Source organism: Streptomyces sp. NPDC054796 (genome assembly GCF_053611545.1).
The window spans coordinates 40,750-53,807 of sequence record NZ_JBSHAO010000056.1; the positions used below are offsets into that span (position 1 = coordinate 40,750).

Genomic DNA, 13,058 nt, shown 5'->3' on the forward strand with positions numbered 1-13,058 from the left:
TCGCGGCGGGCCCTGGGCAGGACGTGTGCGGGAGCCCGGAGCGGAGCGCACGCAGCCGAGCACCGAGGTACGTCATGGAGAGGAGCCGCTCGTGTCGTCCCACCACCAGGTAAGCCACGAAGGTCGCGAAGGTCGTGAAGATCGCGAAGGCCACGGAGATCAGGGGGACCGTGCAGTGCGGGGGGAGCGCGTAGCGCAGGGGGATCAGGGGGGCCGGGGAGCCGACGGGGAGCGCGTGGGCGGGCAGGGAGGACAGGGCGAGCAGGGCGGCCGGAGCGTCCGGGGGACGCCGGGGGTCAGGGTGCCACGTCGGGCCGAGGCGAACTTCCCCCCGGTGGTCGAGCCCTCGAAGGTGACCGAGGACGGGATGGTGCGGGAGGTCTCCGTACCGCCGCTCGTCCCCGCCGTCACGACGGGCTCCCTCGGCGACATCCCCTTCACCAACGCCGTCGAGGACCCCACCGCGCCGGTCCTCAGCCGCAAGGAGCCCGACGGGCGGTGGCGGGACGTGACGGCCCGCGAGTTCGAGGCGCAGGTGCGGGCCCTGGCGCAGGGCCTGATCGCGCACGGGCTGCGGGCCGGTGACCGGCTGGCGATCATGGCGCGTACGACGTACGAGTGGACGCTCTTCGACTTCGCCGCCTGGGCGGCCGGGCTCATCACGGTGCCGGTGTACCCGACCTCCTCCGCCACGCAGGCCCGCTTCATCCTCCAGGACGCGGACGTGCGCGCGTGCGTCGTCGAGAACGTCGAGCAGACGCGGCTGCTCAGCGCCGAGCGCGGCAACCTCCCCTCGCTGGAACTGCTCTGGCAGATGGACACCGGGGCCGTGAACCGCATCGTGGCCGAGGGCCGCGACGTGCCGCCGTCCGCTGTCGACGAGCGCCGCGCGCAGGTGACGCCCCGTCATATCGCCACCATCATCTACACATCCGGCACCACGGGCCGCCCCAAGGGCTGTGTGCTGACCCACGGCAACTTCTTCGCCGAGGTCGACAACGCCATCGAACTCCTCCACCCCGTCTTCAAGCACGTCAGCGAGGAGCCGCCCTCCACGCTGCTGTACCTGCCGCTCTCGCACGTCTTCGGGCGGATGGCGCACGTCGGCTGCATGCGCGCGCGGGTGCGGATGGCGCACGCGCCCAGCATCAAGACCGAGGACCTGCTCGCCGACTTCGCGGGCTTCCAGCCCACGTTCCTGCTCGGCATCCCGTACGTGCTGGAGAAGATCTACAACACCGCCCGCGCCACCGCCGAGAAGATGGGCCGCGGCTCCTCCTTCGACCGGGGCGCGCGGATCGCGCGACGGTACGGGAAGGCCGTCGAGGCGCAGGAGCACGGGCGCGGCAAGGGGCCAGGATCCTGGCTGCGGGCCGGGCGGGGGCTGTACGACGTGCTCATCTACCGCCGCATCAGGGCCGCGCTCGGCGGACGCTGCCGCTACGTCATCTGCGGCGGCTCCCCGCTGGGCCGCCGCCTCGCCGCGTTCTACGAGGGCGCGGGCATGTCCGTCTTCGAGGGCTACGGCCTCACCGAGACGACCGCGGCCTCCACGACCACCCCGCCCCAGCGGCCCCGCCTTGGCACGGTCGGCTGGCCGATGCCGGGCGCGGCCGTGCGGATCGCGGACGACGGCGAGATCCTGCTGCGGGGCGGTCAGCTCTTCGCCGGGTACTGGGACGCGCGCACCAGGACGGCGGTGCCGGGCACGACGGCCGACGGCTGGTTCGCGACGGGCGACATCGGCGCGCTGGACGAGGACGGCTATCTGACGATCACGGGCCGCAAGAAGGACCTCATCATCACCTCGGGCGGCAAGAACCTCTACCCGGCACCCCTGGAGGACTGGCTGCGCGCGCACCCCCTGGTCAGCCAGTGCCTGGTCATCGGCGACAACCGCCCGTACATCACCGCACTGATCACCCTGGAGCCCGAAGGACTCGCGCACTGGCAGCAGATGCACAAGAAACGGCACCTGGGCATGGCCGATCTGACGGTGGACGAGGACCTGCGCCGCAACATCCAACAGGCCGTCGACGAGGCCAACACCCTCGTCTCACGCGCCGAGTCCATCCGCCGCTTCGTCATACTCCCCGGCGACTTCACCGAGACACGCGGCCATCTGACGCCGTCGCTGAAGCTGCGGCGCTCGGCGATCATCCGGGACTTCGCGAGGGAGATCGAGAGCCTGTACCCGGGGTGACGGTTCGATGTGACGGTTCGTCAGGGTCGTTGAACCGTTCACGGAGCGGGCCCGTTGTTGCCTGTCAATCCAGAACGAAAGGGAAAGGTGCAGACATCGATGCCCTCTCATGGTCCTTCAGCGTCGCGGCAGACCCCCTTGCAAAAGGTTCAGGATTCCTACGAAGGGGCCCGCTACGAGCGGGATAGTGTAACTGCCGTTAAGAGGCAACTTCAGGAGCAAATGGCCTCGCCGACGGCGATCAACGAGGTGAGTGAACGCGAGCGGCAAGCTCAGCTGGTCGCAGGCTACTACCGCACGGCGGTCCAAGAGTTTCAGCGTGCAAATGTACAGACGGCAGCTGATCTACGGTCCAAGCCCCGAGCCCAGGTCGCCTACAACACCGCAGTCGAGGCGCACGCGGCATATGTTCGGAACTATCCTTCGGAGCCCGACCAGTCGGTCGTTTCGCGGAATGCTGGGCTGACTAATCAGATGGCCGCCGATCAAGCGCAAGGTTCCAGTCCCTCGCACCAGTCACCAGGAGCGGTGCAAGGCCAAGCCCCGACCCGCTCCGGTCGGCGGAGGTAGGCGTCACATCGAGCCCCTGACCGCGGCCGGCACCACCATCGCCTTGGTCACCGCCGCGCGAACCCGCGTCGCGACGCCCGCGCTCACCCCCCGCAGTTGCCCTGCGCCGTCTTCCCCGCGAAGCGGTCTGCGAGCCACGTCATCGCGGGGTCCGAGCCGGTGATGGCGGCGGCCACGTGGTTGAGGAGGGGGTAGGCGTGCCACTCGACGGGGACGCCCCGGGCGCACCAGGCGGCGCGCAGGTCCTGGCCCACGCGGTACGGGATGACCTCGTCGGCGCTCCCGTGGTACAGGAACACCGGTGCGCCGGTGGCCCTGGTTCCCAGGCGGCTCCGGTCTATGGCGCGCTGCCAGTCGCGTCGGTCCATGGGGTCGCTGACGGTGACGTCGTCCACCGTCCTGCCCTTGCCCGCGGCGGTGTTCTCGGCGACGCAGTGGTCCTTCATGTAGGCGGCGAGCCGCTTGCCCTCCGCGTTCAGGTACCGGTCCAGGCGCAGCCTCGGGTAGGCCGCGTCGTGGCCGATCGCCGACATGAGGACGAGGCCCGCGTCGGCGTCGCCGTCGTTGTACTCGGCGACCTTCGCCAGGTCGGCGGGCACGCCGCCCGAGGCGGTGCCCTTGACGTGCAGCTCCGGTGCGTAGGAGCGGTGCAGTTCGGCCGCCCAGGCGCTGGCCTGGCCGCCCTGCGAGTAGCCCATGATGCCGACGGGCGACTTCCCCGTGACGCCCGCCTTCCGCGCCTGGGGGAGGCGCTGTGCCGCGCGGGCCGCGTCGAGGACGGCGGTGCCCTCGGCACGCCCTACGGTGTAGGTGTGGGTGCCGGGGGTGCCCAGGCCCTCGTAGTCGGTGACGGCCACGGCCCAGCCGCGCGCGAGCGCCCCGTTGATGAGCAGCGCCTCCGCCGTGCGGCCCTGCGGGAAGGTGGCCGAGGGCGCGCACTGGTCGCCCATGCCGACGGTGCCGACCGCGTACGTGAGCAGGGGCCGGGTCCCGGTGCGGCCGTCGTCGGGGACGACGACCGTGCCCGAGACGGTGTTGGGTCTGCCGTCGGCCGAGGTGGAGCGGTAGTGGACCTTCCACGCGCTGGTGCGGGTGTCCACGCCGGGCGCGAGGCGGAACGCGGTCGGCTCCGCGCTGACCAGGCGGCCGGGGCGGTTGTGGGTTCCTCCGGGTGCGTCGGACGTGTCGGATGCGCCGTCATGGCCCGGCGAGGCGCTGCCCGTGAGCGTCAGGGCCGAGAGCGCCACGGCGACGGTGACCGCGCCCAGCCGACGGGTACGCGGGCGCGGACGGGCGCCCGCCACGTGGAACGTGCTGTGGAACGACGACTGCATGCGGCTCTCCCCCTGTGCGGACTGTGCGAAGGACTGGTCCCGGTGTGCTGTCCCGGTGAGCGGACCGTACTGACGCGTCAGTAGAGGCCGGTATGACGGAACCGCTCAATTTCGGGCATCGTGCCCGCGCGCTCCGGCCAGTCCCCCCGTACCGTCCGTTTCCCACCCGAACGCCGCCGTCGCGGGCCCCTCATGGCGGAACGCGCCCGGCGTCGTGCCCGTCCAGCGGCGGAAGGCGCGGTGGAACGCCGTGTCCTCCGAGAAGCCGAGCCGCAGGGCGAGTTGGGCGATCGGCTCGTGCCCCGAGGCGAGGGAGGCCAGCGCGGTGTCGCGCCGTACCGCGTCCTTCAGCGACTGGAACGACGTGCCCTCGGCGCGCAGCCGGCGCCGCAGGGTGGCCGGGCTGACGGCGAGCCGTGCCGCGACCGCGCCCAGTTCCGGCAGCCGCACGCCCTCGCGCAGCGCCCGTACCAGCGCGTGCCGCACCTGCTCGGCCACCGTCGTGTCCCAGGTGCGGCGGCTGAGGAGGTCGGTGGGCGAGCGGCGCAGCAGCGTCTCCAGCGACGCCTCGTCCTGCACGACGGGCGCCCGCAGCCACCGCGCGTCGATCGCGGCACGCGTCACGGGGGCGCCGAAGCGGGGCAGGCAGCCGAACATCGCCTCGTACTCCGCGTGGTGCGCGGGCGGCGCGTAGGCGAACTCCGTCCACAGCAGCGGTATGCGGCGGCCGACGAACCAACTGGAGAGCCGGTGCCAGATGACGACGAGGCACTCGGAGAGGAAGTGGTCGGGGTCGTCGGGGAAGTGGTTGCGGACCGTGTAGCGCACGGTGCCGTCCACGGTCTCCACGTCCAGGTCGGGGCCCTGCGGGAAGAGCCCGTAGAAGCGCACGCCCCGGCGCAGCGCGCCGCCCAGATCGGCGCAGCCGATGGACGCGTAGCACATCATCGCGAAGGTGCCGAGCCTGCTGGGGCGCGGGGCGAGGCCCAGGAACTCGTCCCCGGTGGCCGTGTACAGCACCCGCACCAGCCGCGCGAACTGGGCCGCCGTCACCCGTGCGCCGTCGTCGTGCAGTAGCAGCGGGGAGATACCGGCGCGCTGGAGCAGGGGCGCGGTGTCGAGGGCGAGCCGCTCGGCGCCGCGCAGGGCGGCACGGACGCGGTGCACGGTGATCGTTGTCCCGTTGTGCGCGCTGTGCACACTGTGACTGCTCACACGGCGCACGGTAACCGCGTTGAGCGGAGAGGTCAGTCCCGCTGACGCTTCCTGTCATCCCGGTACGAAGACGGGCTGCCTAACGTCGTCTAGCGTCGCCGCACGACCCGAGGAGGCGCCGCATGTCCGAACGGTCCGATCGGTCCGAGCAGCCCGCCCCGTCAGCCCCGTCCGCCCCGTCCACCCTGTCAGCCCCGTCCGCCCCTGGGACCGGGCGTCCGACCCGTCCCGCCACACTGGCGCTCATGGCGGAGTGGGCCGGTGAACACCACGGCTCGCTGCCCGCGCTCCGCTACCGCTCCCGAAGCGACGCCGACGCCGACGGGGAGCGCGCGTGGACCTCGGTCACCTTCACCGAACTGCGCGAACACGTACGCCAGGTGGCACGCGGCCTCATCGGAGGACTGGGCGTGGCACACGGCGACCGCGTCGCCATCCTCTCCGAGACCCGCCCCGAGTGGACGTACGTGCACCTCGCGGCCTTCGCCACCGGCGCGGTCGTCGTGCCCGTCTACCCGACGGCCGGGGACGAGGAGGTCACCTGGGTGCTGGGCGACTCGGGCACCTCCGTCGTCATCTGCGAGAACGAGGTGCAGGCGGCGAAGGTCGCCCGGCTCCGGGACGCGGCGGGTGACAGCGAGGGCGGGCTGCCCGCGCTGCGCCACGTCGTCCTGATGTCCGCGATGGCGGAACTGCCCAAGCCCTGCTCCCAGGAGGAGCTGCTCAAGCGCGCCGAGAGCGTCGGCCCCGACGACGTCTGCTCCATCGTCTACACCTCGGGCACCACCGGCATGCCCAAGGGCTGCAAGCTCACGCACGGCAACATCACCGCGCTGCACGACAGCACCGATCAGCTCACCGAAAGCGGCCCCGGCACCCTCACCTACCTCTACCTCCCGCTCGCCCACCTCCTCGCCCAGCTCATCGAGTGGCGCGCGGTCCTCGTGGGCAGCGAGATCGCGTACTTCGGCGGGAAGATCGAGAACGTCGTCAGCGAACTGGCCGAGGTCCAGCCCACCCATCTGCCGTCCGTGCCACGGCTCTTCGAGAAGATCTACTCCATGGTGGAGTCCCTCGCCGAGGCGCGGGGCCCGGACGGCAAGGAGCGGTTCGAGGCCGCCGTGCGCACGGGCGTCGAGGTCGCCGATCTGCGGGCGCGCGGCGAGGAGCCGACCGGCGAACTGCTGGAGCGGTACGAGGCGGCCGACGCGCAGCTCTTCTCGCTCGTACGCGGCGTGCTCGGGGGCCGCCTGCGCTGGGCGCTGACGGGCGCGGCGCCCATCGCGCCGCACGTGCTGGACTTCCTGCGCGCCTGCGGCATCGGCGTCTTCGAGGGGTACGGGATGACCGAGTCGGGCGGCGTCATCTCCCTCAACCACAAGGACGCGGTCCGCTACGGCACCGTCGGCAGGCCGATACCGGGCTGCGAGGTCCGCATCGCCGAGGACGGCGAGGTGCTGGCGCGGGGGCCCATGGTCTTCCCCGGCTACCACGCGAACGAGGCGGCCACGGCCGAGACCCTGGACGCCGACGGCTGGCTGCACACCGGTGACCTCGGCGAACTCGACGAGGACGGCTATCTGCGCATCACGGGGCGCAAGAAGGAGCTGATCATCACCTCGGCGGGCAAGAACCTCACACCCTCACAGGTCGAGCTGGCCATCCAGCAGTCCCGCTTCGTCTCCCGCGCCGTGATGATCGGCGACAAGCGCCCGTACCCCGTCGCGCTCATCACCGTCGACCCGGAGACGACGGAGGGCATGGAACCCGCCGAGGTGCGGGCCCGCGTGGAGGAGGCGGTCGAGCACGCGAACGCGCAGGTCGCGCGCCCGGCCCGCATCCGCTCCTTCGCCGTCCTGGACGAGGACTTCAGCATCGAGGAAGGCAGCCTGACGCCCACGCTGAAGGTGCGCAGGGCGCGGGTGGTGGACCGTTACGCGGCGCGGATCGAGGAGCTTTACGCGGCAGGGCGGACCGTCGGCGAGACGGCGCCGTAGACCGGAAACGGGACGCCCCGTGAGGCACGGAAACCGTGTCCCACGGGGCGTCGGCGCGCGGTGCGCTCTGTGCGCTCTGTGCGCGCGGGGCTCAGAAGGGGCGGTCGCCCGCGATGGCGACGCGCTCGGCGAGGCGGCGGTGCGGGAAGTAGTCGTCGACGGCGTAGTGCTGCGTGGCACGGTTGTCCCAGAACGCGATGTCGCCCTGCCGCCAGGAGAACCTGACCTGGAACTCCGGCGTGTGCGCCTGCCGCACCAGATACGCCAGCAGCCGGTCGCTCTCCTCACGGTCCATGCCCACGATGTGCGTGGTGAAGGACGTGTTGACGAAGAGCAGCTTGCGGCCCGTCTCCGGGTGGGTGCGCACGACGGGGTGCTCGACGGGCGGGAACTCGTCCTGGAGCGGTATCAGCTTCTCGTCGCCGTAGAAGCGCCGGAAGCCGGGGATGAAGTCGTGCACGGCGGTCGCGCCGTCGATTCGCGCCTTCACCTCGTCGGGCAGGTTGTCGTACGCGGCGGCCATGTCGGCCCACATGGTGTCGCCGCCCACCGGCGGGACCTCGCGGAGCTGGAGCACCGCGCCCATGGCGGGGCGCTCGCGGAACGTGACGTCCACGTGCCAGACGTTCTCGAACGTTGGGACGGCGCTGCTGCCCTTGTCGAAGCGGGCGACCTCGTCGGAGGAACCGCGCGCCAGCAGCGGGTTGGTCTCCAGCGGGCCCCACTGCTTGGCGAAGGCGGCCTGCTGCTCGGGGGTGAGGTCGGCGCCCCGGAAGAACAGCACCTTCCACTCCAGGAAGGCGCGGTTCAGCTCCTCGAAGACGGCGGGGGCCAGCGGTCCGGTCAGGTCGACGTCGCGGATCTCGGCGCCGATGACGCGGCCCTGCGGGACGACGGTGATGTGCTCGTAGGGGCGCTCGGTCCAGTCCTCGGGCACGCGACGCAGCACGCGCCGCCCCTCGAACATGCCGCCCTCGGGCACGCGGGCCTCACGCAGGGTGGGCGCGGGGGTCTCGGACGCGGGTGTGGGTGTGGGTGTGGCGATGGTCATGGTGATCCTCCGGCGATACGGGAGTGGTGGCTACGGGAAGGTGGGCACGCGAGTCGCGTACGGCTGTGCCGTACGTGGAACGCGCCGCGGGAATTTCCGCGTCCGCAGCTATCGACCGGATCGCTCACACCCGCGCCGCCACGGCACGCTGAGGCGTCCGAAGGCGGTGGCGGTGTGCGGGATCATGTGGTCATTGTGGGATCGGGCCGTGTCGGCCGTCAACCCGACGATGTGGGGGTTCCCGCTTCACGGGGTGGTTGCGCGGGACGGTTGGCCGGTGTGGTGGGTGCCGTAGGGTCCCGCGCTGGTTTTTGCGCCGCTTCACGGGGTGCGGCGTTTTTCGGGTGCGGGTTGGTGGCTTCGGCGCGGTGTGTGGTTGCGGTGCGTTCGCGGCTGGCGCCGCGTGGTTCTTGGCTTGTGCCGGTGGCCGTGTGGGGTTGCTGTGTGGTGGGGGTCGGTGCCGTGGTGGGGTGTCTCCTCGGGCGGCGACAAGTGCGGGTCGGCTTTTCGGCTGCCTGTACATACTCGTCGCCACCACTTGCGGGGACACCCCACCACGTCCCCTCCCACCCGGTGGCCAACTAACGGCCGGTGACCACTTCGGTTGTCCCCAGCTGTGGACCGGTGCCGTACCGGACGGGCCCAGCGCTGCCACGGAGAGCCGACGGCCGAGCGCCCCGTGTGGCCTTCACCGGTTGCACCCCGTGAAGGGGTGCAACCGGTGAAGGGGCGACCCTGCGTTTCAGAGGGCGATCGCGCGGCCCGCCCAGGAAGGGGGATCCTCGACGAGGGAGGCGTAGCGCTCGCGGACCTCGTCGGGCAGCGGCACGGCGCGGCCCGCGTTCTGATCGACATGGATGCCGAGCAGCTCCGTCGTGGCCACCGGCTCCGTGCCGTCACCCGGCTCGCCGACGAACATCTCGTGCGCGAAGCGGACCTTCTTGGCGCCGGCACCGAGCACCCGCGTGCGCAGGGTGAGTTCGGCGCCCTCAGCCACCTCGCGGAGATACCGCACGTGCGCCTCGACGGTGTAGAGGGAGCGCCCTGTCTGCTCGCGGTAGCGCGGGCCGAGCCCGGTCTCGATCATCATCGCGTCGGTGGCGTGCCCGAAGACGAGGACGTAGAACGCCTCGCTCATGTGCCCGTTGTAGTCGATCCACTCGGGGCGCACGGTCGTGCGGAAGAGCGGGATCGGGCCGGTCAGCGTCGCGGAGGCCGTCGTCCCGACGCCCTCGTCGTCCGCCGTGGCGGTGCTGGTGCCGTTTTCGGTCTTGTCGGTGAGATCGGTCATTTGGTGTCTCCGTTCGCCTGCTGGGGCAGTCGGCCGGTCGCACGCAGCACGTCGATGACGCCCTGGTCCCGCTGGGCGACGAGCTGCGCGATGGTGCGCCCGTCCGCCGCCTCGTCGCAGCCCTCGACCATCGCCGAACGCAGCGTCGCGTCCAGCTCCGGCGCTTCGAGCCGCGTCCACGGCGACTTCAGCGACGGGCCGAAGTGATCGAGCATATGTCCCATGCCGCCCTCGCCGCCCGCGAGGGCGAACGTCAGGCAGGGGCCCATGAACGCCCAGCGCAGTCCGGGGCCCTCGGTGATGGAGTCGTCGATCTCCTTCACCGTGGCCTCGCCGTTGGCGACCATGTGCAGGGCCTCGCGCCACAGGGCCTCCTGGAGGCGGTTGGCGATGAAGCCGGGCAGTTCGCGGTCCATGGTGATGACCGACTTGCCCGCGACCTCGAAGAAGCGGGACGCCCACGTGACGGCCGCCGGGTCCGTCTTCTCGCCGCCGACGACCTCGACCAGCGGGATCAGGTACGGCGGGTTGAACGGGTGGCCGACGAGCAGCCGTCCCGGGTCGGCCGCGTCGGTCTGCATGTCCGTCATCGGATAGCCGGACGTCGAGGAGGAGATGACGACCCCGGCCGGGGTGGCCGCGTCGAGCTGGGCCAGCAGGTCCCGCTTCAGTTCCAGCTTCTCGGGGGCGCTCTCCTGCACGAACTGCGCGTCGGCGACGGCCTCTTCGAGCGTCGGCGTGACGGTCAGCCGCTCGGGCGAGGCACCCTCGGCGAGGCCGAGCTGTTCCAGCGCGGGCCAGGCGGCCTCGACCAGGCGGTGCAGCTTCTCCTCGGCGTCGGGCGCGGGGTCCCAGGCGGTGACGTCGTAACCACGGGCCAGGAAGTGCGCGACCCAGCCGCCGCCGATGACGCCAGCGCCGACACAGGCGACACGGCGCACGTCCTCGGGCGCGACGGGCACGGGAGCGGATGCGGTGGGGGCGGGGGTCGGGGTGCTCATGGGGGAGGGGGTCCTCACTGCGTGGGGGTGGGGCGGGGGCGGTTCCGTGTGGTGCGGGGCGGTGCGCGGAGGTCAGCGCTTGCGGAGGCCCATGCGCTCGCGTGCCTCGTCCGGCGTGGCGACCTTCGCGCCGAGCGACTCGGTGATCTGCACGGCACGCTCCACCAACTGGCCGTTCGTGGCCTTGACGCCCTTGCTGAGGTACAGGTTGTCCTCCAGGCCGACGCGCGCGTTGCCGCCGAGCAGGATGGACTGCGCGACCCACGGCATCTGCATCCGGCCCAGCGCGAAGCTGGCCCACTGCGCGCCGGGCGGCAGCATGTTGACCATCGCCTGGAGCACACCGGGGTCGGCCGGGGCGCCCCACGGGATGCCGCAGCAGAGCTGGAAGACGGTCGGGTCGTCCAGCAGGCCCTCGTCGAGGAGCTGCTTGGCGAACCAGAGCTGCCCGGTGTCGAAGATCTCCAGTTCGGGCCGTACGCCCAGCTCCTGAATGCGACGGGCGCCCTTGCGGAGCATCTCGGTGGTGGAGATGTAGAGCTGGTCGCCGAAGTTCAGCGAGCCGCAGTCCAGGGTGCAGATGTCGGGCAGCAGCTCCTCGACGTGCGGGAGCCGGTCCAGGCCGCCGACGAGGTCCGTGCCGTCCAGCGCGCCCTTCTCCAGCGGCTGGTCCGGGTCGAGCACGAGGTCGCCGCCCATGCCGGCGGTGAGGTTGATGACGACGTCGGTGCCGGTCTCCTTGATGCGCGCGACGGTCTCGGCGTACAGCCTCGGGTCCCGCGCGGGCGCGCCCGTCTCGGGGTCGCGCACGTGGATGTGGACGACGGCGGCACCGGCGTTCGCCGCGTCCACGGCCGAGGCGGCTATCTGCTCCGGGGTCACGGGGACGTGGGGGCTGCGTCCGACGGTGTCACCGGCGCCGGTGAGGGCGGCGGTGATGATGACCGAGTCGTTCATGGGCATGGCGATTCCTCCGTACGGAACGGGACCTGTAGGGGTGAGCGGTGGTCTACGCGGACAGTTCGGTTTCGACGTACGCGAGCAGCGCGGTGCGCATGTCCTCGGGGCTGGTGCCGGGGGAGTCGGGGGAGTCCGGGGCTCCGGCGTGCGACGGTGCGGCGGCGAGCACCTGTGCGGCGAGCCCGTCGATCAGCGAGGTGAGGCGCAGGGCGCTGAACTCCGGGTCGACGTCGCGGAACACGCCCTGTGCGACGCCGCGCCGGATCACGTCGGCGACCGTCGTGCGCCACTGCCGGTAGTACTCGACGTGAAGCTGCCCGATCGACGTCGAACGTGCCGCCTCGGCCCACAGATCGAGCCACACGAGCCACTGGCGGCGCTGCTGCGCGGTGTGCGGGGTCTGCAACTCGATGAGCTGCCGCATCTCGTCGGCCGCGCTGCCCGCCTCGGCGATGCGCGCGGCACGGCGCGCCGTGTCCTCGTCCATGCACCAGCGCACGGCGGCTTCGAGGAGTTCGGCGCGGCCGGGGAAGTGGTAGTGGATGGCGGCGGTGCTGGTCTCGCACGCCTCGGCGATGTCCGAGACGCGCACGGCGTGGAAGCCGTGCTCGGCGATCAGCCGTACCGTCTCGCGCACGATCTGGAGCGGGCGTCCGCCGCCGGGAGCCGCCGTGCGCCGTACGCGCGGCACGGGTGTGCCCGGTGCGTCCGACGCGTTCGGCGTGTCCGGCACGGGCGCGTGCTCGGGGGAGGCGCCCGCACCGGACCCGGAGTCGGGCGCGGAGCAGGGCGCGGACCCGGAGCCGAGCAGCCAGCCCGCGTCGACGCTGCCCGCGTCGGCGATACGGGCCAGCTCGGCGGCGGTGAACCGTCGGCTGCCGCCCAGCGACCGGGAGAGCTTGGACGGGTCCATGACGATCCGCCGCGCGAACTCCCGCTGGCTGCACCCAGCCTTCGCGATCACCTGCCGCACACGCTCGGCCACATCGCCGCCTGAGTCGGCGACACGGCTTCCGGGCTGTTGCTGCATGGCAGCCACCGTAAGCACGCGTTGAGATAAACGCAATCCCGCCACCGCGGACCGTCCTGGCGAGAGGCTCGGTTTCCCCGTTGTTCAAGGGTTTAACCGGCCAGTGATGAGATCCTGACTGATGCGAAAGTCAGGATCAAGGCGACCGCGGTACACCGACAGACGGAGTGGGCCCCTCCGTACAACCCCGGGCCCTTCGCGGAGGTCTCCTTACATACCTCGTCGCTGACGAGGTGAACGGGGGAACGCCACAGCGCGTAGAAGAGAGTGCCGGGCCGAGCGCCCGCGCGCTGGAACCCCTGTTGCCTGGCCGTGAACGCCCCCCGTCGTACACGGCCAGGCCCCTCACCAGCCCGTACCGCTCGGCCCGGTCCCCGTCAAAAGGCGGGCCGACCGGTTCCGCAAC

General features: G+C 71.6%; 9 protein-coding genes. 2 read left to right on the plus strand and 7 right to left on the minus strand.

The features are described 5' to 3' along the window. Nucleotides 1–367 precede the first annotated feature (367 nt). On the plus strand, nt 368–2,203 hold the full coding sequence (locus ACWGJ2_RS32935) for an AMP-dependent synthetase/ligase (RefSeq protein WP_453349989.1): 1,836 nt from the start codon (nt 368–370) through the stop codon (nt 2,201–2,203). Nucleotides 2,204–2,856: 653 nt separating this feature from the next. Here ACWGJ2_RS32935 and ACWGJ2_RS32940 read toward each other — a convergent pair. After that, nucleotides 2,857–4,107, minus strand: a complete 1,251-nt coding sequence (locus ACWGJ2_RS32940; RefSeq protein WP_453349978.1) for a lipase family protein — start codon at nt 4,105–4,107, stop codon at nt 2,857–2,859. Between the two features lie 105 nt (nt 4,108–4,212). Then, the gene (locus ACWGJ2_RS32945; protein ID WP_453349979.1) at nt 4,213–5,322 is read right to left on the minus strand and encodes an AraC family transcriptional regulator; all 1,110 of its coding nucleotides are present in this window, start codon (nt 5,320–5,322) and stop codon (nt 4,213–4,215) included. Nucleotides 5,323–5,567: 245 nt separating this feature from the next. On the opposite strand from ACWGJ2_RS32945, the gene ACWGJ2_RS32950 reads away from it, so the two are divergent. Continuing rightward, nucleotides 5,568–7,319 carry an AMP-dependent synthetase/ligase gene (locus ACWGJ2_RS32950; protein ID WP_453349980.1) on the plus strand — a complete coding sequence of 584 codons (1,752 nt, stop codon included), beginning with the start codon at nt 5,568–5,570 and terminating at the stop codon, nt 7,317–7,319. Nucleotides 7,320–7,410: 91 nt separating this feature from the next. On the opposite strand, the gene ACWGJ2_RS32955 is transcribed toward ACWGJ2_RS32950, so the two are convergent. From ACWGJ2_RS32955 to ACWGJ2_RS32975, 5 genes are all read right to left on the minus strand, one after another. Next, the gene (locus ACWGJ2_RS32955; protein ID WP_453349990.1) at nt 7,411–8,286 is read right to left on the minus strand and encodes a TauD/TfdA dioxygenase family protein; all 876 of its coding nucleotides are present in this window, start codon (nt 8,284–8,286) and stop codon (nt 7,411–7,413) included. Nucleotides 8,287–9,112: 826 nt separating this feature from the next. Beyond that, complete coding sequence (locus ACWGJ2_RS32960; protein WP_453349991.1) at nt 9,113–9,574, minus strand: thioesterase family protein; 462 nt, start codon at nt 9,572–9,574, stop codon at nt 9,113–9,115. Between the two features lie 83 nt (nt 9,575–9,657). Beyond that, nucleotides 9,658–10,662 carry a 3-hydroxyacyl-CoA dehydrogenase NAD-binding domain-containing protein gene (locus ACWGJ2_RS32965; protein WP_453349981.1) on the minus strand — a complete coding sequence of 335 codons (1,005 nt, stop codon included), beginning with the start codon at nt 10,660–10,662 and terminating at the stop codon, nt 9,658–9,660. A gap of 72 nt (nt 10,663–10,734) precedes the next feature. Continuing rightward, nucleotides 10,735–11,625 carry a 3-keto-5-aminohexanoate cleavage protein gene (locus ACWGJ2_RS32970; RefSeq protein WP_453349982.1) on the minus strand — a complete coding sequence of 297 codons (891 nt, stop codon included), beginning with the start codon at nt 11,623–11,625 and terminating at the stop codon, nt 10,735–10,737. A gap of 46 nt (nt 11,626–11,671) precedes the next feature. Further along, nucleotides 11,672–12,652 (minus strand): TetR family transcriptional regulator C-terminal domain-containing protein, encoded by a 981-nt coding sequence (locus tag ACWGJ2_RS32975; protein ID WP_453349983.1) that lies wholly within the window; start codon nt 12,650–12,652, stop codon nt 11,672–11,674. Between the last annotated feature and the right edge of the window lie 406 nt (nt 12,653–13,058).